A 23298-nucleotide genomic window follows, 5' to 3' on the forward strand; every position below is an offset into this window, starting at 1 on the left:
TTACGTTTGACTAAATAAATAAACTATGTCCCATAACCTACTGAAAGGAAAGAAAGGAATTATTTTCGGTGCGCTGGATGAGAAGTCCATCGCCTGGAAAACCGCCCAACGCTGTGTACAGGAAGGGGCCGAGATCGTGCTTACCAATGCACCGGTGGCATTGCGCATGGGCACCATTAGGCAACTGGCCGAGGAATGCAACAATGCACCTGTTATTCCGGCTGATGTGACCAGTAGCGAAGATATCGAGGGCCTCTTTGACCAGACGTTGGAACATTTTGGAAGTGGTGTGGATTTTATTCTTCATTCGGTAGGCATGAGTATCAACGTGCGTAAGGGCATCCCTTATACAGAAAATAACTACGACTTCATGCACAAGGCGTTTGATATATCATCCATCAGCCTGCATCGTGTGCTGGCTACCGCCATGAAAAAAGATGCCATCAATGAATGGGGATCGGTTGTGGCCCTCACATACATTGCAGCCCAGCGTGTATTTCCCGATTACAACGATATGGCCGACGCGAAGGCATTGCTCGAAAGTATTACGCGCAACTTTGGTTACCAATATGGCATAAAAAAACACGTCCGTGTTAATACGATTAGCCAGTCGCCCACCCAAACGACAGCCGGTTCGGGTGTCAAGGGCTTTGGCGATTTCATTTCATATGCAGATAAAATGTCTCCGCTTGGCAATGCGACCGCAGACCAATGCGCAGATTATACCGTAACACTGTTCTCTGACCTAACCAAAATGGTCACCATGCAGAACTTATTCCATGACGGTGGTTTTTCCTTCATGGGTGTAAGCGAAGCAGTGATCAACGGGATGGGAGAGAAGTAGCTTCACCGCCCATTTTCAACTCATAAAAAAGGCGGCTTTTGGGTACTCCAAAAGCCGCCTTTTTATAAACCGATAGCGGTTCTATGCTTAATAGTCCTCCGTGTCGAGCAAAATCACCTTGATGTCGGCACGCCCCGGTTGTGGAAGGTCGCCTCTCAGGCCATCTGCGAAGGATACGTCGATGACCAAAGTGCCAACGGAGTAATCGTAGCGGTACGCTACGCCGTCATATACGGTTGTCAGCGGTTCGTATATGCCGTCGCCGAATGAAATGTCAACCAATACCGTTCCGTAGTCAACCACATATTGGTCTATTTCCGGAAAGTCCAATGTGGCAACCCAAAGATCCGGCCGACCTGCAACGGGTTTCCATTCATTTTGCGTAATCGTATAGGGGATGATCTTATTATAGTTGATCTGTTGGATAATTTCCTCTTTTGTACAGGATGAGATACCGAGGATTACGAAGAATCCGACGATTAGGGTAAGGAGCTTTTTCATATAAGTTTGTTTTGGGTAAATAATTCCGTTGCTATGTCTGCGCGTCTGTTTACTATGACAACAAATCGTATGAAAAGGTTTAACGCAATAATTGCACCAATAATTTCGTCCATTTCCTTCGGCATCATGCAACTGTATGGAGCGATTTGCTCATTCGTGAAAAGAAATCTTGTAATTTTGCTTTCTATGGGGATGAATATGGATATGCGTAAAAAGATCTATACAAAGCAGATTCAGGTAACCCGTGAACATTTGGATCAAAATAATCACGTCAATAACGTGCAATTTGTGAGCTGGGTGGAACAGGCAGCTGCTGAACACTGGGAAATCCTGAGGCACAAAACCGATTATGTAAATGATTACTGGGTGCTTTTTGACCATCACATCCAATATAAAAAGCAAGTGTATTTAGGTGAAATCCTAACGGTAAAAACATATCCTTTACCACCCGACGGAATCAAACAACCTAGAAAAGTGGAGTTTTACCGCAACGACGAACTGGTCGTGGACTCACGTACACTTTGGGTTTTGTTTGACAAAGACAAACATAAAATAAAGCGGATTGCGCCCGATTGGTTGGGAAGATGAAACGAGAAAAGCAAGTAATGTATGCTAAAAAAAGCGTCACAGAACTTTGTCCTGTGACGCGCTTTTACCTAAAACAGTTTGTTCGCTATTCGTCTTTTTTCTCTTCGGCCATATCCGATGGTTTGGAAGAACCACCGTCTTCCGACTGTATATTGACTACGATTTCAGCTTTGTCTTTGTCATAATCAACTTCCAGCGTATTCCCTTCGCTGACCTCGCCTTTTAGAATTTCCTCGGCAATGGGATCTTCCAGGTATTTCTGGATAGCCCGTTTGAGCGGGCGCGCCCCGAAATTGCTGTCAAATCCTTTTTCTGCAACAAAGTCCTTTGCAGCATCTGTGAGCCGGATGTTGTATCCCAGTGCTTCGATCCGCACGAACAGTGATTTCAACTCGATATCGATAATTTTGAAGATGTGTTCCTTATCCAGTGAATTAAAGACAATCACGTCATCAATACGGTTGAGGAATTCCGGTGCGAAAGCACGTTTAAGTGCGTTTTCAATGACACCGCGGGAGTGGGCCTCGGCCTGTTCAGCTTTTGCCGACGTAGTGAAGCCGACTCCTTGTCCGAAGTCCTTTAACTGACGGGCGCCGATATTGGAGGTCATGATCAGAATGGTGTTCCTGAAGTCCACCCGGCGGCCGAGGCTATCGGTCAGCTGTCCTTCATCCAGTACTTGCAGTAGCAAATTGAATACATCGGGATGCGCTTTTTCGATTTCATCCAACAGGACTACCGAATAAGGCTTACGCCGTACCTTTTCTGTCAGTTGTCCCCCTTCTTCGTAGCCTACATAGCCTGGAGGCGCGCCTACAAGACGTGAGATGGCGAATTTTTCCATGTATTCGCTCATGTCGATTTGGATGAGAGAATCCTCACTGTCAAACATGAATCGAGCCAGCTCTTTTGCCAATTCGGTTTTTCCGACGCCGGTAGGGCCTAAGAAAATAAAGGAACCAATCGGTTTTTTCGGATCTTTCAACCCGGCACGGGTACGTTGGATGGCTTTGACAAGCTTCTTCACCGCTTCGTCCTGTCCGATGATACGGCCCTTCATCGATTCAGCCATGTTCAACAGCTTTTGGCTGTCGGATTGGCCGACCCGCTGAACCGGGATACCCGTCATCATCGATACCACTTCCGCAACGTTATCTTCCGTTACGGTATACCGTTTGGTCTTTGTCTCCGCTTCCCATGCCGTTTTTTCGTGCTCAAGTTCTTCCAGCAACCTTTTTTCCGTGTCGCGCAGCTTGGCTGCTTCCTCGTATTTCTGGCTGCGGACTACCTTGTTTTTCTCGATTTTGATTTCCTCGATTTTCTGTTCAATATCGATAATGCTCTGTGGCACATGGATATTGGTGAGGTGTACACGTGACCCCGCTTCGTCCATCGCATCGATGGCTTTGTCAGGTAAAAAACGGTCGGTAATGTACCGCGTAGTCAACGTAACGCAAGCCTCTATGGCCTCGGGCGTGTAGTTGACATTGTGGTGTTCTTCGTATTTGTCCTTGATGCGGTTCAGGATTTCGACCGTCTCATCGTGTGTAGCCGGCTCGATCATTACCTTTTGGAACCTGCGGTCAAGCGCACCATCCTTTTCGATGTATTGACGGTATTCATCGAGCGTCGTGGCACCGATGCATTGGATTTCTCCACGGGCCAATGCCGGTTTGAACATGTTAGAGGCGTCCAACGAACCCGATGCGCCACCCGCACCGACAATGGTGTGGATCTCATCAATAAATAAGATGACATCCGGCGATTTCTCTAATTCATTCATCACCGCTTTCATACGTTCTTCGAACTGCCCACGGTATTTCGTGCCTGCCACCAACGAAGCGAGATCCAGTGTGACCACCCGCTTATTGAACAGTACGCGGGATACCTTTCGCTGGATGATGCGCAGGGCCAATCCTTCTGCGATGGCAGATTTACCCACGCCGGGTTCGCCGATCAGGATCGGGTTATTTTTCTTCCGTCTGGAAAGAATCTGTGATACCCGTTCAATTTCCTTTTCGCGACCCACGATCGGATCTAGTCTGCCTTCTTCCGCTGCCCGGGTCAAGTCCCGGCCAAAGTTATCAAGCACCGGTGTTTTCGATTTGATGTCCGATACCTTCTTCGGTTGGCTGAAATGATCATCCTCTTTGAAATCGTCATCCCCGGCTGTTGAACCGGAGGCTTGGTCGGTAATACCCGCTTTATGCTGCTCTACATCTGCTTTGAAGACATCGTAATTAATGTCGTATTGCTGCAGAATTTGCGAGGCGATGTTTTCCTCGTCGCGCAGAATGGATAAAAGCAGGTGTTCAGTGCCGATTACGTCACTTTTAAAGATTTTTGCTTCAAGATATGTGATTTTCAGTACTTTCTCCGCTTGCTTGGTGAGCGGCATATTGCCGATCGGAGCGCGGGACATTGAAGAACCTTTTACGGCATCCTCGATAGATTTGCGTAGCTCAGTTGTGTCAATCCCTGCATGCTTCAATATCTTGATGGCCATACCGTCTCCTTCACGAATCAACCCCAACAATAAATGTTCTGTGCCGATGTAATCGTGTTTCAATCTGATAGCTTCTTCTCTGCTGTATGAAATCACATCCTTTACGCGAGGCGAAAATTTTGCTTCCATGAATGTTTACCTTTCTCTTTTGTATGCTAAGGATGCGATAAATGTATAAAAAAATATCGCTTGTGCCTTACTATTTGTGTAACATTTATCAACAATTAAGCCATAGACACAAATATAACATTTTGTCAGTTTTGATAAAAGTATTATTGCATCATTGTGACGATAGCTGCTCAAGCCGCAGAGGCTCTTTCTGCTCAAGCCGCAGAGGCTCCTACTTTTTTTCCGCAAAAAAGTAGGCAAAAAACTCGCCGCTGTATCCTGCCGCTACCACGGTAGTGCATCCCACTGCAAGCCGCGGCAGGATCAGGCGGCATTGGCGGGATACGGTGGGGAGGTGCTGAAAACGCACGGAACGGTCGTTTGGAGCAAAATGGTAATTTTCCCGCACGAAATCTCGGTTCGGAGGGCAATCGGCCTTGAAGAATCGGGAATCCGCCAGCTGGCGGAAAAGCATATGTAGAAACAACCGTACTGGCAGCAAACAAGCGGATTGGGAAAGCGAAGCGGCTGCAATCCGCGCCGTAAATGCTTTGCAATCAACCTGCAACCGAGGCTTCACAGCCTTGATTTTTTTTGCTTCGTTTTTTTGATCAAGCAAAAAAATGAAGGCCTGCCCGGCCAGGGCAAAAGTAAAAGCCATGCCCGGCGAGGGCAAAAAGGAACAAACCTTCGCGGCGATAGAGCGAACTTGCATATCAGGGGTAAGTTAACTATGTTTGCACGTAAAAAACTAAAGATGTCAGACGAAAAAATCATCTTTTCTATGGCAGGGGTAAATAAAATTTACCCGCCTCAGAAGCAGGTGCTCAAAAATATTTACCTTTCTTTTTTCTACGGAGCTAAAATCGGCGTGATCGGTCTTAACGGTTCAGGAAAATCGTCACTGCTTAAAATCATAGCCGGTTTAGACAAATCCTATCAGGGAGAAGTGGTGTTTTCGCCCGGCTATACCGTAGGTTATTTGGCCCAGGAGCCCGAATTGGACCCCGATAAAACGGTAAGGGAAGTGGTGGAAGAGGGAGTGGCCGAGATTACAGCCATTCTAAAAGAATACGAGGGAATCAACGAGAAATTCGGTCTGCCGGAAGTGTATGAGAATGCGGATGAAATGGATAAACTGCTGGCTCGGCAAGGTGAATTGCAGGATAAAATTGATGCAGTGGGCGCATGGGAACTGGACACGAAACTGGAGCGTGCCATGGACGCATTGCGTTGTCCGGAGCCCGAACGAAAAGTAGACACATTGTCAGGAGGTGAACGTCGCCGGGTGGCATTATGTCGTTTACTGCTGCAGGAACCCGATGTGCTCCTGCTTGACGAGCCAACGAACCACCTTGATGCGGAATCGATCGATTGGCTTGAACAGCATTTGCAACAGTACCAGGGTACAGTCATTGCTGTTACCCACGATCGTTATTTCCTGGATAACGTGGCAGGGTGGATCCTGGAACTCGACCGGGGGGAAGGTATTCCCTGGAAAGGAAACTACTCTTCGTGGCTGGATCAGAAGGCGAAACGCCTCGCTCAGGAGGAGAAATCGGAAAGTAAACGGCAAAAAACACTGGAACGGGAGTTGGAGTGGGTACGCATGGCTCCCAAAGCCCGTCATGCCAAATCCAAAGCCCGCTTGCATAACTATGAAAAACTGGCTTCGGAAGAAACGAGGGAGCGGGAAGACAAGCTGGAACTTTTTATCCCGCCCGGCCCCCGCTTGGGTAATGTCGTGATCGAAGCCCAACAGGTAAGTAAGGCCTATGGAGACAAGATTCTCTTCGAAGGGTTGAGCTTCTCTTTGCCCCCCGCGGGTATCGTAGGCATCATCGGACCTAACGGAGCAGGCAAGACAACCCTTTTTCGGCTTATCACCGGACAGGAACAGCCGGACAGCGGTACGTTCCGTGTTGGTGAAACCGTTGCATTGGGGTATGTGGATCAGCTGCATGACGACCTGGATCCCGAAAAGACGGTTTGGGAGAACATCACAGGCGGCAACGAAAATATACCCTTGGGCAACCGGCTCGTCAACTCTCGTGCGTATGTGTCCAAATTCAATTTCAACGGTGCCGACCAGCAGAAAAAAGTAGGGGTACTCTCGGGTGGGGAGCGTAACCGTGTTCACCTGGCCATCACCCTGAAAAAAAGCGCCAATGTACTGCTGCTCGATGAGCCGACCAACGATATCGACGTAAACACCCTGCGGGCACTGGAAGAAGGCTTGGAAAATTTTGGCGGTTGTGCCGTGGTGATCTCACACGACCGCTGGTTTCTTGACCGGATTTGCACGCACATACTCGCATTTGAGGGCGATTCTCAGGTATATTTCTTTGAAGGGAATTATTCGGAATACGAAGAAAACCGCAAGAAACGTCTGGGCGATAGTACTCCCAAACGGATCAAATATAAAAAACTGGTGAAAGGATGATGGATACCGCCAAGTTATTAAAAGCGATCATCGAAAATGCCATTGACGGTATCATTACGATAGACCGCTATGGCATCGTCGAATCGATCAACCCGGCGGCATTGAAGCTGTTTGGCTATGAACCCGGGGAAGTTATCGGCAACAATGTATCCATGTTGATGCCTGAACCGGATCACAGCAACCACGACCAGTACATCCAGAATTATCACCGGACCGGCGAGAAGAAAATCATCGGCATTGGCCGTGAGGTGAGGGGCCTGCGCAAGGATGGCAGTACATTCCCTTTCCGGTTGGCGGTAAGTGAGGTGCATTACGAAAATAAAACTGCTTTTACCGGCTTTGTGCACGATCTTTCCAAAGAAAAGGAGGCCGAAGAAAAGCTGCTTCAGCACATGGAAGAGCTTGAGGCAACCGTCAGCAACCGTACCAAGGATCTGATTAAGCTGGTGTCCGAACTGGAAAAAGCCAAATCGGAAGTAAGCCTATCCCTGGAGAAGGAGAAAGAGCTGAACCAGCTGAAATCCCGTTTTGTTTCCATGGCCTCACACGAATTCCGTACGCCTTTGAGTGCCGTGCAACTGTCGGCATCGCTCATCGAAAAGTACCTTGAGAAGACTGACTCCGCCAATGTGCTTAAGCATACGGCCCGTATCAAAGGCTCCGTGCAACTGCTTACCAGCATTCTCAACGATTTCTTATCCCTTGAGCGCTTGGAGGCAGGTAATGTTTCGGCAAACCAACAGGAAATCAATCTCGTGCGGCTTGCAGAAGAAATCACGGAAGAGATGCAGTTGATCTGCAAAACCAACCAGCATATTGTTTATCAGCATACCGGCTCCAGCGGAACATTTGTGCTGGATGCCAATCTCCTGAAAAACTGTATCATCAACCTGATTTCCAATGCGATCAAGTATTCCGGGGAAAATACGTTTATCGAATTTAACACAGAAATTAAGGGCGACGTCTGTACCATTGTGGTCAAAGACGATGGCATCGGCATCCCATTGGAAGATCAGAAAAACCTGTTCGAACCCTTCTTCCGGGCACACAATACCGGCAATATTCCCGGAACAGGTTTAGGGCTTAATATTGTGAAAAGATATGTATCTTTGATGGGCGGAATCGTGAGTTGCCAAAGCGCGCAGCACACGGGCACTATTTTTACACTTTCATTCGGCAACACGACACTACCGATACCCAATGGCAACTAAACAAACCTCTGTTCTAATCATTGAAGATAACGACGACATCCGCGAAGGTACGAAAGAAATACTGGAACTTTCCGGTTACCAAGTGTATGCGGCCCCCGAAGGCAAGACAGGGGTGGATATGGCGCTGAAATACCTGCCCGATATTATCTTATGCGACATTATGATGCCTGAACTGGATGGTTTTGGCGTACTGTATCTGCTCACCAAACATCCGGAAGCCGCTGGCATACCTTTCATCTTCCTTACGGCAAAAGCAGAGCGGGCTGATATGCGCAAAGCAATGGAAATGGGAGCCGATGACTACCTGACCAAGCCTTTTGACGATATTGAGCTCCTGAATGCGCTGGAAACCCGGCTAAAAAAACGCAAGCAGTTGGAGGGAGAGAAGATGGATCGTAAAAGCTTGTACCTCAGCAATGAGGAGCAGGAAATGTTGTTGAAAGAATTGGTCACAGGATCCCGCGTAAAAAGTTACAAAAAAAAGCAGCAGGTTTATCAGGAAGGAGATTCGCCGCTGTATGTATATTACATCAAGAAAGGAAAAGTGCGTAGGTTCCTGTCTTACCTGGACGGACGTGAACTTTCCACGGACATTCACATAAGTGATTCCTTTTTCGGGTATGGAGCCATTCTGCTACAGCAGCAATACACGGACAATGCCGAAACGCTGGAGGAGACCGAGTTGGCACTGATTGAGAAAGAAAACTTTCTGGAATTGCTGTACCGCAAGCCGGGTATCGCCAATAAATTTATCCAATGGCTCTCCGGAAACATCCGTGGCAAGGAAACCCAATTGCTCGCATTTGCCTACGATTCCGTCCGCAAACGCGTTGCCAATGCGTTGATCCGCGTGGCCGAAAAAAACCTAGACCGTCCGGATGCGGATGAATGCCTGGTCCGCATCTCGCGTGACGACCTGGCCTCTCTGGCCGGGACCGCCAATGAGACGATCAGCCGCATGCTGGCCGACTTCCGCGATGAAAAGCTGATTGCCAAAGAAGGAAATGCGATCCGTATCCTCTCCATTTACAAACTGAAAAATATCAAACAATAGCATCCCGCCCTATTTTTTATCGGAAAAAGTGAGCACTGTCACTTTTTAGACTGACTCCCTGCATCTGCCACCGGGTATTACGGTTGTAACTTTGTGAAAAGAACGTAATATCCGTAAATGAAAGCGATAGCCTACAGTATCAAGCCCCAGGAAAAGGAATGCCTTGCTGTTGCTAATGGAAAGAAACATGATTTAACGTTGATTTCCAATGAGTTGAATAAATGGACGGTGTCTTATGCACAAGGTAAAGAGGTGGTTATCGTATCTTCATACGATATCCTGGACCGTGAAATGCTGTGGGAGTTAAAAAATGCGGGGGTCAAGAATATCATTACCCGATGCAAGACGACCACCCACATTGATCTCAAGGAAGCCACCCGCATGGGACTGAAAGTAGCCAATGCGCCCGATGACGATCAATCTGTTGCCGGCATTGCCAAGCAAACCATCCGGAACCTCAATGCTTGGGAAGCAGGTAAATGTGTGGGGCGTGCATGCTGCTGTCAATCCGACTGCTCCGTTGCCGCGGAGTCCAATAAATCATGACATCGATATGGCGGAAATGACAAAGAAACTGAATGACCTCATACAACGTTACAACGTAGCAGCTCCGCGCTATACAAGTTATCCGACGGTACCCTACTGGGATCAGCAAACGTGGAGCCCGGATACATGGGTAGAACATGTACGGGGGCAATTTAATGTGTCGTCCGAACAAGGTGTCAGTCTGTATGTCCACCTGCCGTTTTGTGAAAGTCTGTGTACGTATTGCGGTTGCAACACGCGGATCACCAGAAATCACCGTGTAGAAACACCCTATATCGATACGTTGCTGGCCGAGTGGAAGCTTTACCGGGATTTTCTCGGATCATCCGGAATACCCATCCGTGAGCTTCACCTGGGGGGTGGTACTCCTACGTTCTTTGCACCCCCGCAGCTGCAGCGGCTGGTCACAGGATTGCTGGAAGGCAACCGTGTGCTCCCGGATTCGGCCTTTTCTTTTGAGGCGCACCCTGCCAACACGACGGCCGAACATCTACAGGTTTTATACAATGGGGGATTCAGGCGGCTAAGTCTGGGCATACAGGATTTTGACATCCGCGTACAGCAGCTCATCAACCGCAAGCAAACCGAAGCCGATGTGTGGCGGGTAATGGAAGAAGCCCGCCACATCGGCTACACGTCAATCAATTTTGATTTGATCTACGGCTTGCCGCTGCAAACCCCTGAAAGTGTAACCGATACGGTGAAGAAAGCGCTGGCCATGCGGCCGGAACGCATTTCGTTTTACAGTTATGCACATGTACCCTGGATGAAGCCGGGTCAACGTCGCTATACCGAAGCAGATCTGCCGAAAGGGGAAGATAAGCTGAAACTTTATCAGTTGGGGAAGGAACACATCCTGCAAGCGGGTTACGTAGATGTAGGCATGGATCATTTTGCCCTTCCCAAAGATGCACTCTGCCAGGCTGCAGAAGCGGGGCAACTGCATCGGAATTTTATGGGATATACCGACCGGTACACACCTTTGCTGATCGGTCTGGGCGTATCATCCATCAGCGACTCGTGGACGGCGTTTGCCCAAAATGTAAAAACGGTTGAAGAATACCGGGATTTGGTGAACGCAGGCAAGTTGCCCGTTTTCAAAGGTCATGTTCTTTCACCGGCCGATCTGGTAATCAGGCGCTATATTCTCGATATCATGTGCCGGGGTACTACATTGTTGGATAGAGACACCCCGCAGTCGGCAGCGATCTTGCAGCGCTTGTCGCCGCTGCTCGACGACGGTCTGGTACAATGGGAGAACAATCGGGTTACCGTAACAACGCAAGGGGCAGCATTTCTCCGGAACATCTGCATGGCCTTTGACGAACGCCTTTACGAAAAGCAGTATGAACAACCCGTTTTCAGCAACGCCGTATGATTGTATCCAAAACTACCCAATGTTACCACTGCGGCGATGAGGTATCTCATACGGCTTATGAAGCCGATGGGCATGCATTCTGTTGCCTGGGCTGCCAAAGCGTGTACCAAATCCTGAGCAGCAGCAACATGCAGCAGTACTACCGCTACAACACCCATCCCGGAAAGAAGAAAACGGAAGCATCGGTGCGGTACGAATACCTCGACGAGGCAGCCATTGCCGATAAACTGATCGACTTCAAAAACGATGAAATCTCCGTAGCAACCTTTTACATTCCGTCCATCCATTGCAGTTCGTGCATCTGGTTGCTTGAACACCTGTATAAGCTTCATCCGGCTATCGTGATGTCACAGAGTGATTTCCTGAAAAAGCAGGTCAACATTAGGTTTAAGCATACGGAACTCACCCTGCGCGGGTTGGTTGAACTACTGGTAGATATCGGGTACGAGCCCAAGATTACGTTGCAGGATGTCATCAAGGAAGGGCGGAAATTTTCACAGAAGGGGCTGATTGCTAAGATAGCGGTAGCCGGATTTTGCTTCGGAAATTCCATGATGTTGAGCTTTCCGGAGTATTTTGGCATGGGAGCTTTTGAAGCACGGTATTCCGAATTTTTCGGTTGGATGAACCTGGGCTTTGCGTTGCCTGTCTTACTTTACAGTGGCCGGGACTATTTCCGCTCAGCCTGGCAGAGCCTCCGCCGGAAGGAACTCAACCTGGATGTCCCCCTGGCGATCGGTATTGCCGTGCTGTTTGTGCGGACGGCGTGGGAGGTATTATCCACGTCGGGCCCGGGATTTGCCGACACACTTTGTGGATTGGTTTTCTTTCTGCTGGTAGGACGATGGATACAAGAGCGTACCTACCACCATTTGTCCTTTGAGCGTGACTACCGTTCGTATTTCCCGATAGCCGTAACACGGCTGGGTGAGGGAGGAGCAAAACCGGTACCACTTGCAGATATCCGTGTGGGCGACCGCCTGCTGATCCGCAACAACGAAATTGTACCGGCAGATGCCATTTTACTGAACGGGCAGGCAGCAATTGATTTCAGTTTCGTAACCGGAGAATCGGATCCTGTCCGGAAGGTGCTCGGTGAGATCATCTATGCCGGAGGGCGGCAAACCGGGGAAGCCATTGAGTTGGAAGTGGTCAAAGCGGTTTCGCAGAGCTATCTGACGCGGCTTTGGAACAATGAGGCGTTTAAGCCCTATGAACGTAATTTCCGTACATTTAGCAATACCGTGAGCCGCTATTTTACCGTTACCTTGCTGGGAATTGCCTGTTCTGTTTTGGCCTATTGGTTTTTGGCGGGCGATGGTGTACGCGCCTGGGGAGCATTTACTGCGGTACTGATCATCGCATGTCCGTGCGCCCTGGCATTAAGTAGCCCGTTTACACTTTCCGCGGCACTCAGTATATTCGATAAAAACCGGTTATATATAAAGAATACCGCAGCGATCGAACAGCTGGCCACCATAGACTGTTTGGTGTTTGACAAGACCGGCACTATCTCGTCGCCATCTGCATCACGGATGCGCTTTGAAGGAAGCCTCTTACCCCATGAGTGGGAGATGGTCAGGGCGGTCTGCAAAAATTCCAGTCACCCACTCAGCCGCGAGTTGGTTAAATGGGCCGGGGAAGGGTCATCCGAATCTTTGTCCCTGAGCGAATACCGTGAAATAGCAGGTAAAGGCATCGAAGCCATCGTGTCAGATTACCGGATACGGGTTGGCAGCGCATCATATACGGGGGCACCCGGAAATGAGAAGGGAAGCCGGGTTTACGTATCGATAGACGGTGAAGTAAAAGGATGTTTTCTGGTAGCACAGCCCTGGCGGCAGAATTTGGGATTGGTGCTGGGTGAGTTGGCGAAAGAATGTCGGCTGCACCTGATTTCAGGAGATAACGACAAAGAAAAAGCCCAATTATGCAGCATATTCCCTCCACAAGCCGACTTGCTGTTTGGTAGATTGCCCATTGAGAAAATGGAATATATCCAATCGTTGCAGGCAAAGGGACATCGTGTATGTATGTTTGGCGATGGACTCAACGATGCGGGGGCATTGAAGCAGGCCAATTTAGGGGTTGCAGTAAGTGATGACATCAATAATTTTTCACCGGGCTGCGATGCCATTCTGGATGGACGTTCGTTTGTGAAGCTACCCCGTTTTTTCCGGTTTGCGAAAGACGTGGTCAAAGTTATTCACATGAGTTTTGGCATTTCGCTTGCATATAACCTGATAGGGCTGAGTTTTGCGGTGACGGGGACCATGTCGCCCTTATTTGCGGCGGTGCTGATGCCTCTGAGCACAGTCACCATCATCGGTTTTACCACCGTTGCCACCCACCTGTATGCAAGAAAAAATCAATTAATAAAGAGCTAATGGGTGTAATTTTTTTTCTGATCGGTTGCAGCGTCTTCATCGCGCTTATTTTCCTCGCAGCTTTTTTCTGGGCGAATAAGACGGGACAGCACGACGATACGTATACACCTTCCGTGAGGATCCTGTTTGATGACGAAGTGGAGGAAGCCGGAAGTACACCGACAGAGCGTTCCGAAGCAAGCTGAAAAAAACTATCTTTATAGTCAGAAACCGCCAAATCGCAGTCCGCAGGTGACGACAGAATGATGCGGTTATCAAAATGACAAAGTTCATATGAGGCGGAAAATGAAGTATTATCGGTTGGTATGGCTCAAGCATGACCTACCCGCCGGTTTGTCGGTGTTTTTAGTGGCATTACCCCTTTGTCTTGGGATTGCACTGGCTTCAGGAGCACCGCTCTATGCCGGATTATTATCTGGAATCGTCGGTGGACTCGTCGTATCGCTGGTCAGCGGTTCGCAGCTTGCTGTATCCGGGCCGGCTGCGGGTTTGACCACCTTGGTAGCGGCATCCATCGTGTCATTGGGCGATTACCGCATTTTTCTATTGGCTGTCATCATCGCGGGTGTTTTTCAGTTGGTGCTTGGATTGCTGAAATTGGGTGTCATTGCCAATTATTTTCCTGCTGCGGTCATCAAAGGGATGCTGGCCGCCATCGGCATCATTCTCATCTCCAAGCAGGTGCCGCTTGCCCTTGGATATGATCAACCTGATTTCTGGCGTAGCGGCTTTATAGAGATCTTTTCGAAGGAAGTCTTTTCGGGAGATTTTGATTTCTATCGGGAGCACATGACATTGGCCGCAGTGGCCGTCACGTTGGCATCCCTCATGGTCATGGCTATTTTCCAACGACCGTACTTTAAACGGTTTTCTTATATCCCCGCCGCCTTGGCGGGGGTGTTGGCGGGGGTGCTGATCAACCTCATATTTACCGAAGTATCGGGTATATATCCGCTGAAGCGTACCCAATTGGTAGACATTCCCCTGAATATCATGGAAAGTATCACTTTTCCGGATTTCAGTAAATTATTCACCTCGTTGCAGCTTTGGAAAGATGGGCTGTTCATTGGTCTGTTAGCCACGTTAGAAACATTGCTCTGTATCGAAGCCATTGACAAACTGGATCAACGACATCGCATCACTCCCGTAAACCGGGAATTATTTGCTCAGGGAGTGGGCAACATTGTATGCGGGTTATTGGGCGCTATCCCGATTACGGCCGTTGTGGTACGGGGTGCGGCCAATGTGCAAGCCGGCGGACGTACCAAGTTATCGTCCTTTACCCACGGCATATTCATGCTGATTGCCGTTGCAGCGATACCGATGGTTATCAACTTCATTCCCTACGCTTCGTTGGCGGCAATACTGTTAGTTACCGGTTATAACCTTACGAAACCATCTCTCTACGTAAAGATGTGGCGATTGGGATGGACGCAGTTTTTCCCGTTTATCATCACCATTGTCATTATTTTGGCAACCGATCTGTTGATTGGAGTAAGTATCGGGCTACTGATCTCCATGTACTATATTATCCAGCAGAATTTTAAAACCGAGTACAAAATCACAAAATCCACGTTCCAGGGGATTGAACATTTTTACATCAAGCTGAATACCGATGTGACCTTCCTTAATAAGGTGAAGCTTCGCAAAACATTGGATGAAGTCCCCGAGTACAGTGTTCTGACCATAGACGGCAGTGAATCCGACTTTATTGACCACGATATCCTGGAGATCATCAGCGAGTTTGAGACAAAAGCCCGGTACAAACACATCGAATTGCACCTCAGGGAAATTGAACGGGTGGAAGTGGTTTCGGGCCATTAAGGTAGCGATGCCATCGGCAAAACCGATGCGAAATTCAGATTTGGTTTGGACAACGATCAATAGAAAATCGTGTTTGTAATACCTATAGAGAATCCCGTGACCTAATGGATAAAACGGAGCATTCAGGACTCCAACAGCTTAACTAAATCCATCCATTCTTCTTCCAGCATTGTTGACGGACGTTGTCTGCCGGCACGCCGGTACCAATAGTCGGCGTTCCATAAATCGCCCTCTTTGCGATGTAAATACGCATGTACATGGGCCGACTGTTTGTCCTCCAGGTCATTGATCAGGTCGTGCGCCTTTTCCCAATCGCCTTTTCCATCGTACCACAAGGCTTCCAGTTGGCGGGTAAGGCCAAGGGGAGGCGTGTGGTGTTTCAGGGATTCTGTGAAAGTGTCGATGTCCATATCAAGTTAGCCGGATACAAAGATAACGGTTTCGGTGCGTTCACGCAACGTTGTAGATATGGAAGTTCTCCGAATTTGCTGGCCCCAAGGTTGCCCCCCGCTTCGGAGCTCCGTTTGAACAGAATCTGCACTTGGTTCGTGCTTCGACTGGACTTGGTTTGGAATCGCCAATAGGAGTCCAAACTAAGCGCAGTAGTTGTCTAATACGATCACCCAAGCAGACCCGAAGCGGTCTCCAGTAGCGTCCCAATCCATGCCCCCTACGGAATGCTGCCCGACTCCCGCTCGCAAATTGTGACAACCATTACTTTTTAATCCAATCGCTGTCATTCAATTGACACTGCCATGACAGTAATTTTATCCCCGGAAAAACACTTATTGCAAATGCAGCTAACTAAATTTAATTACGACAACAAAATTGTGCGGGATTTCGGCATTGCCACCATCATTTGGGGCATTGTCGGTATGTCGGTAGGCTTACTGGTTGCCATACAGCTCGTATGGCCCTTCATGAATTTCGAACTGCAATACACCACGTTTGGGAGAGTACGGCCGCTGCATACGAATGCGGTAATCTTCGCGTTTGTAGGAAACGCCATTTTCATGGGGGTGTATTATTCCTTGCAGCGCCTACTGAAGGCGCGTATGTTCAGTGATTTTTTAAGCCGGCTGCATTTTTGGGGTTGGCAACTGATCATCCTTGCAGCCGCAATCACCTTGCCGCTGGGATTGACCACATCCCACGAGTATGCGGAACTGGAGTGGCCCATTGATGTTGGGATTACGATCATCTGGGTCGTCTTCGGCATCAACATGTTTGGCACCATCATCAAGCGGCGTGAGCGCCATATGTATGTGGCCATCTGGTTTTATATTGCCACGTTTGTTACCGTGGCGGTGCTGCATATCGTCAATTCGGTCCAGTTGCCGATCTCAATGTGGAAAAGCTATTACCTCTATGCGGGGGTGCAGGATGCGCTGGTGCAGTGGTGGTATGGCCACAATGCCGTGGCATTTTTCCTGACGACTCCCTATTTGGGACTGATGTATTATTTCCTCCCCAAAATGGCAAACCGTCCCATTTATTCGTATAAGTTAAGTATCCTGCATTTCTGGTCGCTGATTTTTATTTACATATGGGCCGGACCGCACCACTTGCTCTATACATCGTTGCCGGGCTGGGTGCAGTCGCTTGGCGTGGCTTTTTCCGTAATGCTGATCGCTCCCAGCTGGGGCGGTATGATCAATGGGCTGCTTACACTGCGTGGGGCATGGGACAAAGTACGCAGCGAACCCACGCTCAAATTTATGGTGGTAGCGCTTACCGCCTATGGGATGGCTACTTTCGAAGGACCCATGCTTTCCCTGAAGCAGGTGAATGCGATTGCGCACTTTACAGACTGGATTGTGGCACACGTCCACGTGGGCGCGTTGGGATGGAACGGGTTTATGACGTTCGGTATCCTCTATTGGTTGATACCGCGGATTTATAAGACCGAGTTGTTTTCGAAAAAACTGGCATCGGTGCATTTCTGGATTGGCACACTGGGTATCCTGTTTTACGCCATACCCATGTACTGGGCTGCTGTTGTGCAGGGGTTGATGTGGAAGGAATTCACACCCGAAGGTGTCCTTAAATATCCCAACTTTTTGGCTACAACGCTGCAGATCATTCCCATGCACATGATGCGGGCCATCGGGGGAACACTCTACCTTTCCGGTGCGTTGTTAATGACCTACAACCTGGTGAAGACCATGAAGAAAGGCAAGCTGCTGGCAAATGAGCCTGCGGAGGCGCCCGAATTAACTCCCGTAGTGGTCAACGAACGTTCGAAACACCGTCGCTTGGAACGCAAACCGATTCTGTTTTTGGTGCTTGCGCTTATCACCATCCTAATTGGCGGAATGGTTCAGATGATGCCCACCTTTTTGATTTCGTCGAATGTTCCCACAATTTCGAGTGTAAAACCCTATACGGCGCTGGAGCTGCAGGGACGCGACCTATACATCCGGGAAGGCTGTGTAAATTGCCATACACAGACGGTGCGGCCGTTCCGCTCGGAAACCGTGCGCTATGGCGACTACAGCAAGGCGGGTGAATTCGTTTATGACCACCCCTTCCTTTGGGGATCAAAACGTACCGGTCCCGACTTGCACCGTATCGGTAAGAAATATCCCAATAAATGGCATTTTGACCACATGCTCGACCCGACCATTACCTCTCCGGGAAGTATCATGCCGCCTTATCCCTGGCTTATCGAGCAAACATTGGACACCACTGCAACGAAAGCTAAGTTGAATGCGATGAGATTGCTGGGGGTACCCTATACCGACGAAGATGTGGTCCAAGCGAATGATAAACTCCGGCAGCAGGCAGAAGAGATTGCCGCCGATTTAAGCCAACAGGGGGCCGATGTGCGAGCGGATCGTGAAATCGTTGCATTGATTGCCTACCTGCAGCGGCTGGGAACGGATATCAAGGCACAGGAGACACCCGTAGCAGTGAATGAATAACATAAAAACAACTAAACAATGTTTAAGCAGATAACGGACTTAAGTGGCAATGAGTGGTATCTTATTGTGTCACTGTGGATTTTTTTGGTATTCTTTATCACGGTAGGAATTATGCTGCTTCGGATGCGTAAGGACTACGTGGACTATATGAAGGACATGCCCATGGATGACGAGACTCCAGAACAGGCAGAATTGGAAAACTAAACGGAACAAACCATGAATACCCTATTCATACAATTAAACACGGCCGATCATATATTGATCGTAGCCCTCATCGTCGTCATGGTGGTGGTGCTGGCAGCGGCACTCGTCATATTACGCGCGATGCGTGCCATGCTTCGTATCACGATGCCGCAGGTGCTGGAAGAAGAAAAGGCGGCCAAGGTGGAAGCGCAGACGGCACGCAAAGCCGATCGCTGGGCCTGGTGGAACAAGCTGATGGGTCTACGCCCCATCGCGGAGGAAAAGGATCTGGTCATTGATCATGCCTACGATGGCATCAAGGAACTGGATAATCCGGTTCCGATGTGGTTCAATAGCTTATTTTATGGCACCATGGCATTTGCGGTAATATACTTATGCGTTTACCATGTTTTTGGCTGGGGAATGGATCAGGATCAGGAATACGTGCATGAAATGGCGAAAGCCGAGCAAGCACGGAATGAATGGCTGGCACAAGCTGCAAATAGCATCGATGAGCATTCGGTGGAGGTGGACACCCGCCCCGAGACCATCGCATCAGGAGCGGCCATTTTTACGCAGAACTGCGCAGCGTGCCACGGAGCTGCCGGGGAAGGGGGGATTGGTCCGAATCTCGCCGATGAGTATTGGTTGCACGGCGGTGAAATCAAGGATGTCTTCAAGACCATCAAATACGGTGTATTGGACAAGGGCATGGTACCGTGGGAGCAAAGCCTGACACCTGCGCAAATAGCGGAAGTAAGCAACTATATTGTCACGCTCAGGGGAACTAACCCTCCGAATGCAAAAGAACCACAAGGTGAAAAAGTGGAATATGCGCCGTTGCAGGCCGATGGCACGGGCGAAGTCGCAGCAGCGGACGGCAGTGCAATCTAAAGGCTAAAGGATTTCGATGGAAAAAGCAATCGCAAGTAAAAGGCCTAAACGCGAATGGATTTATGTCAAGAAACCAGCGGGTCAGCTTTACCGTTACCGGCAGTGGGTGGGCTATGCGTTGCTCCTTTTCCTCATCGCTGCACCCCTGGTACGTATCAACGGCGAACCGATGTTGCTCTTCAACATCGTAGACCGCAAGTTTGTAATCCTCGGAAGTGTATTTTGGCCGCAGGATTTGCATATCTTCGTATTCGGGATGCTAATTGCCATGGTATGCGTGGTCTTGTTTACCGTGGTTTATGGACGTATCTGGTGCGGATGGACCTGTCCCCAGACTATTTTTATGGAATTGGTGTTCCGGAGGATCGAATACTGGATTGAAGGTGATTGGCAGCAGCAGAAGCGATTGCAACAAGCCAAAAGAAATACGGAATGGTATCTCAGAAAGGGCGGTAAACACCTGATTTTCTTTCTTATTTCGTTTGGGATATCGAATGTTTTTCTTGCGTACATCATCGGAGCAGAACAGTTATGGCAGATTATGACCGATCCCATAGGACAGCACATAGGCGGGTTGATTTCGCTGGTTCTGTTCACATTGGTATTTTACGCGGTGTTTGCATTTGTGCGTGAAATTGTATGTACGACGATCTGTCCGTATGGCCGTCTGCAGGGCGTGATGCTCGACGATAAGAGTATGACCGTAGCCTACGATTATAAACGAGGAGAACCCCGGGGCCACCGGAAAAAAGGTGGAGACCAGCAGTTGGGCGATTGCGTAGACTGTGGGCTATGCGTGCATGTATGTCCCACCGGAATCGATATCCGCGACGGGTTGCAGATGGAATGCGTCAATTGTACGGCGTGTATCGACGCCTGCGATGCGGTGATGGAAAAACTGAATAAGCCCAAACGGTTGATCGGTTTCTTTACCGTGGGACAGATTGAGGGGGATGTGGAGGCTAAATCCGGAAATACACGGGCAATCGCATACAGTGTTGTGCTGATTGTATTGCTCGCAGTTTTTGGATGGCTTTTGTTCAGCCGGAGTCAGGTCGACGGTACCTTATTGCGGGCAAAAGGGAGCTCCTACCAGTTGCGTGAAGATGGAACGGTGAGCAATCTGTACAGCTTGGAACTCATCAATAAAACACAGCAGGATATGCCGTTTGAACTGGTCTCGGAAAATGCAGGTTTCACGGTCCAATTGGTGAATCATATTGCTGAGTTAAAGCAAGGAGGTGTAGCGCAGCTCAGTTTCTTTTTGGTGAGTCGTCAAAGCGATATCAAATCGTATAAAACGAATGTAAAAGTGCAGGTAATGGTAGATGGTAACGTGGTCGAAACCATGAAAACCACATTTGTAGCACCGCCTTTATAAATTGACAGTTGACAGTTGATAATTGACAGTTGACAGTTGATAATTGACAGTTCATTATCCATTATCCATTATCAACTATCCATTATCCATTATCCATTATCCATTATCCATTATCCATTATCCATTATCCATTAAAGAAATGAACTGGGGAACAAAAATAGTAATTACATTGGCACTTTTCATAGCGTTGATTGTGTCGTTCGGGGTTTATATGGTGAGCAAGGATACCGATTCGCTGGTTGCCGAGGATTATTACGAGCGTGGGTTAAACTATGACCGCTTGCGGGAAGCCGATTCCCTACAGATGCCGTTAGACACAACGTCTGCAGGTTTCAAACGACAAGGAAAATGAACTATCTCGTCTTTGCGTTTTTTATGGGGCTGCTTGGCAGCCTTCATTGCATAGCGATGTGCGGTCCGCTGTTATTGGCTATGCCGGCCGATCGTCCATCGAAATGGACAACGCTGGGCAATACGTTGATCTATCAGCTTGGCCGGACGCTGATGTATGGACTGCTCGGATTGGTTGTCGGATTCATCGGCCATTCGATCAACGTAAGCGGATGGCAGCAAGGTATGAGCCTATCCATTGGGCTTCTGCTGATCGGGATAGGCGTGTTTTCAATATCCGGCAAACATGTTCATCGGGTCGCCCGTATGCAGCAGTTCCTGATGCGCCCGGTAATCCGTTGGATCGGATACTGGTTTCACCGACCCGGAGGTCATTTTATTGTGGGGATACTGAACGGGCTGCTACCTTGTGGTATGGTATATATGGCCTTGGTCGCTGCACTGAATACCGAAACCATACAAGGCGGAGGAACATTCATGTTATTGTTTGGCGTGGGTACGTGGCCGGCTATGCTGTCTGCAGCTATCGTTGGTAATTTTCTCAAGCGGCATGTCCGGATCAACCTGGCCGCTTGGTTACCCATTATCTGCCTGGTAATGGGGGGGTGGTTCATGCTCCGCGGAGCCGGACTCGATATTCCTTTTCTTAGTCCGTTGATTCACCCGGAGGGCGCCATTACCTGCCAGTAGACGATAGCGTACGCAGCACGTGTTCTAACCGACTACTTCCAGCCGCCACCCAACGCTCTATAAAGTGTTACTTTTGCGTTGAGCTGCTGTTGTTTGATACTGACCAGGTCCAATTCACTGTTGAGCGCATTGCTTTGTGCCGTGATGACTTCCAAATAGGTAGCTTCTCCGCTCTTGAAAAGCAGGTTCGCATTTTTGACACCTAATTGCGCCGTGGCGACACGTTGCTCGGTAATCGCATATTGCTCATTGAGCTTCTCGATCATCACCAGCGCATTGGTCACTTCATGAACCGCTTCCATGACCGTTCGTTGGAAACCGATTTCGGCCTTGTCCCGTTCCAATTTCGCAATTTCATGCTGAGTTTTCAGCTTTCTCCCCGCAAAAACGGGTTGAGTGACTCCGCTGATAAGGCCGCCGAACAGCGCTCCTGGAATGTTGAACCAGTTTTGCGGTAGCATTGCATTGAGGCCACCCGAGGCTTCGATGGTAAGTGTCGGATATCGGTAAGCCTGTGCAACGCCTACTTCCGCATTGGCAGCACGCAAAGCAAGTTCTGCCTCCCGCACATCGGGCCGGTTGGCCAACAGTTGTATGGGTACACCGGCATCGTACGAATCCTGCATGCGCCAGTCCATCAGGGCAGACGAACGGTAAACGCTGTCTGGCATTTTCCCGGTTAATTCCATCAGCGTGTTTTCCTGGATGGCGATTTCCTGCTCCAACTGCGGAATAAGCGAGGCGGCAACCAGCATCTGCGATTGGGTTTGCTGGATGGCTAACGAACTCACCTCGCCTGCATCCCGTTGCAGCTTCACAATCTGCAGTGTGCTGTCGTTCAGTTTAAGATTACGCTGTGCTACTTCCAGCTGGGCATCCAGCATAAGCAGATTATAGTATCCCTCCGCAATGGCCGATACTAAACTGGTTTGTATCGCTTTCCGGGCCTCAAACGTTTGCAGGTATTCAGCCATGGCTCCTTCTTTCTGCCTGCGCAGCTTTCCCCAGACGTCCAGTTCCCAGCTTACGCTGACGGATGATAGGTACTGTGACTGGTACATATACAAGTTTTCGGGCGGAGGGGATTGCCCTCCGCGATCATACCAACCCGAAGAGGGGGAAGAATAGAAATCGCGCGACCGCCATTGGTGGTTGGTACCGCCTAGTTCGGCTTCGATCTCAGGTAAAAAGGCGGCACGGGATTGCCGCAACGATTGATTGGCTATCTCGATGTTTTTCAGTGCGGTTTGCATATCGTAATTGTTGGTAATTGCACTGTCGATGAGCATCATCAGCATGCTATCTGTGAAAAAATCATTCCAGGGAATGTCAGCAATCGTTGCAGAGTCTGCCGTTGAGTTGCCACCCCTGAATGTATCCGCAACGGGTAGCTCGGGGCGTACGTAATCTTTTCCTACTTTGCAGGAGGATAGCAAAAAGCAGCAGGAAACAGCTAATCCGGTATATCGAAGGATGGGATTCATG

General features: G+C 49.0%; 21 protein-coding genes. 16 read left to right on the forward strand and 5 right to left on the reverse strand.

Features of this window, described 5'->3' with window-relative positions; genetic code table 11:
- Nucleotides 1–25 precede the first annotated feature (25 nt).
- On the forward strand, nt 26–844 hold the full coding sequence (locus tag IEX60_RS04300) for an enoyl-ACP reductase FabI (protein WP_188747807.1): 819 nt from the start codon (nt 26–28) through the stop codon (nt 842–844).
- 87 nt (nt 845–931) lie between these two features.
- On the opposite strand, the gene IEX60_RS04305 is transcribed toward IEX60_RS04300, so the two are convergent.
- A complete protein-coding gene (locus tag IEX60_RS04305; RefSeq protein ID WP_188747809.1) occupies nt 932–1345 on the reverse strand; it encodes a hypothetical protein in 414 nt (137 codons plus the stop codon).
- 204 nt (nt 1346–1549) lie between these two features.
- On the opposite strand from IEX60_RS04305, the gene IEX60_RS04310 reads away from it, so the two are divergent.
- Nucleotides 1550–1933, forward strand: a complete 384-nt coding sequence (locus tag IEX60_RS04310) for an acyl-CoA thioesterase (RefSeq protein ID WP_229717416.1) — start codon at nt 1550–1552, stop codon at nt 1931–1933.
- Nucleotides 1934–2018: 85 nt separating this feature from the next.
- On the opposite strand, the gene IEX60_RS04315 is transcribed toward IEX60_RS04310, so the two are convergent.
- Both IEX60_RS04315 and IEX60_RS04320 read right to left on the reverse strand, forming a co-directional pair.
- The gene (locus IEX60_RS04315) at nt 2019–4568 is read right to left on the reverse strand and encodes an ATP-dependent Clp protease ATP-binding subunit (RefSeq protein WP_188747811.1); all 2550 of its coding nucleotides are present in this window, start codon (nt 4566–4568) and stop codon (nt 2019–2021) included.
- Between the two features lie 211 nt (nt 4569–4779).
- Nucleotides 4780–5127: a hypothetical protein gene (locus IEX60_RS04320; RefSeq protein WP_188747813.1), complete on the reverse strand. Its 348-nt coding sequence runs from the start codon at nt 5125–5127 to the stop codon at nt 4780–4782.
- 177 nt (nt 5128–5304) lie between these two features.
- On the opposite strand from IEX60_RS04320, the gene ettA reads away from it, so the two are divergent.
- The 8 genes from ettA to IEX60_RS04360 all read left to right on the forward strand — a co-directional run bounded on the left by ettA (nt 5305) and on the right by IEX60_RS04360 (nt 15390).
- On the forward strand, nt 5305–6990 hold the full coding sequence (gene ettA / locus IEX60_RS04325) for an energy-dependent translational throttle protein EttA (protein WP_188747815.1): 1686 nt from the start codon (nt 5305–5307) through the stop codon (nt 6988–6990).
- A complete protein-coding gene (locus IEX60_RS04330; RefSeq protein WP_188748622.1) occupies nt 6990–8201 on the forward strand; it encodes a PAS domain-containing sensor histidine kinase in 1212 nt (403 codons plus the stop codon). The genes ettA and IEX60_RS04330 overlap by 1 nt, the downstream gene beginning before the upstream one ends.
- Nucleotides 8191–9255: a response regulator gene (locus IEX60_RS04335; RefSeq protein WP_188747818.1), complete on the forward strand. Its 1065-nt coding sequence runs from the start codon at nt 8191–8193 to the stop codon at nt 9253–9255. Before IEX60_RS04330 ends, IEX60_RS04335 begins: the two co-directional genes overlap by 11 nt.
- 117 nt (nt 9256–9372) lie before the next feature.
- Complete coding sequence (locus IEX60_RS04340) at nt 9373–9801, forward strand: Rossmann-fold NAD(P)-binding domain-containing protein (protein WP_188747820.1); 429 nt, start codon at nt 9373–9375, stop codon at nt 9799–9801.
- 16 nt (nt 9802–9817) lie between these two features.
- A complete protein-coding gene (gene hemN, locus IEX60_RS04345; RefSeq protein ID WP_188748624.1) occupies nt 9818–11179 on the forward strand; it encodes an oxygen-independent coproporphyrinogen III oxidase in 1362 nt (453 codons plus the stop codon).
- Nucleotides 11176–13566 carry a heavy metal translocating P-type ATPase gene (locus IEX60_RS04350; protein WP_188747822.1) on the forward strand — a complete coding sequence of 797 codons (2391 nt, stop codon included), beginning with the start codon at nt 11176–11178 and terminating at the stop codon, nt 13564–13566. The genes hemN and IEX60_RS04350 overlap by 4 nt, the downstream gene beginning before the upstream one ends.
- A complete protein-coding gene (gene ccoS / locus IEX60_RS04355; protein WP_188747824.1) occupies nt 13566–13751 on the forward strand; it encodes a cbb3-type cytochrome oxidase assembly protein CcoS in 186 nt (61 codons plus the stop codon). The genes IEX60_RS04350 and ccoS overlap by 1 nt, the downstream gene beginning before the upstream one ends.
- Before the next feature lie 100 nt (nt 13752–13851).
- Entirely contained in the window at nt 13852–15390 is a 1539-nt protein-coding gene (locus IEX60_RS04360; protein ID WP_188747826.1) for a SulP family inorganic anion transporter, read from the forward strand.
- Between the two features lie 122 nt (nt 15391–15512).
- Here IEX60_RS04360 and IEX60_RS04365 read toward each other — a convergent pair whose 3' ends face one another.
- On the reverse strand, nt 15513–15800 hold the full coding sequence (locus tag IEX60_RS04365; protein WP_188747828.1) for a hypothetical protein: 288 nt from the start codon (nt 15798–15800) through the stop codon (nt 15513–15515).
- Nucleotides 15801–16184: 384 nt separating this feature from the next.
- Here IEX60_RS04365 and ccoN point away from each other — a divergent pair, with 384 nt between their 5' ends.
- The 6 genes from ccoN to IEX60_RS04395 all read left to right on the forward strand — a co-directional run bounded on the left by ccoN (nt 16185) and on the right by IEX60_RS04395 (nt 21813).
- A complete protein-coding gene (ccoN, locus tag IEX60_RS04370) occupies nt 16185–18314 on the forward strand; it encodes a cytochrome-c oxidase, cbb3-type subunit I (RefSeq protein ID WP_188747830.1) in 2130 nt (709 codons plus the stop codon).
- Nucleotides 18315–18332: 18 nt separating this feature from the next.
- A complete protein-coding gene (locus tag IEX60_RS04375; RefSeq protein ID WP_188747831.1) occupies nt 18333–18518 on the forward strand; it encodes a hypothetical protein in 186 nt (61 codons plus the stop codon).
- A gap of 12 nt (nt 18519–18530) precedes the next feature.
- A complete protein-coding gene (locus IEX60_RS04380) occupies nt 18531–19391 on the forward strand; it encodes a cbb3-type cytochrome c oxidase N-terminal domain-containing protein (RefSeq protein WP_188747833.1) in 861 nt (286 codons plus the stop codon).
- A 16-nt stretch (nt 19392–19407) separates the two neighbouring features.
- A complete protein-coding gene (gene ccoG / locus IEX60_RS04385; protein ID WP_188747835.1) occupies nt 19408–20772 on the forward strand; it encodes a cytochrome c oxidase accessory protein CcoG in 1365 nt (454 codons plus the stop codon).
- Nucleotides 20773–20911: 139 nt separating this feature from the next.
- Nucleotides 20912–21124: a FixH family protein gene (locus IEX60_RS04390; RefSeq protein ID WP_188747837.1), complete on the forward strand. Its 213-nt coding sequence runs from the start codon at nt 20912–20914 to the stop codon at nt 21122–21124.
- A complete protein-coding gene (locus IEX60_RS04395; RefSeq protein WP_188747839.1) occupies nt 21121–21813 on the forward strand; it encodes a sulfite exporter TauE/SafE family protein in 693 nt (230 codons plus the stop codon). The genes IEX60_RS04390 and IEX60_RS04395 overlap by 4 nt, the downstream gene beginning before the upstream one ends.
- A gap of 32 nt (nt 21814–21845) precedes the next feature.
- On the opposite strand, the gene IEX60_RS04400 is transcribed toward IEX60_RS04395, so the two are convergent.
- On the reverse strand, nt 21846–23297 hold the full coding sequence (locus IEX60_RS04400) for an efflux transporter outer membrane subunit (RefSeq protein WP_188747842.1): 1452 nt from the start codon (nt 23295–23297) through the stop codon (nt 21846–21848).
- Between the last annotated feature and the right edge of the window lies 1 nt (nt 23298).

Source organism: Parapedobacter defluvii, from assembly GCF_014642075.1.
GTDB lineage: Bacteria > Bacteroidota > Bacteroidia > Sphingobacteriales > Sphingobacteriaceae > Parapedobacter > Parapedobacter defluvii.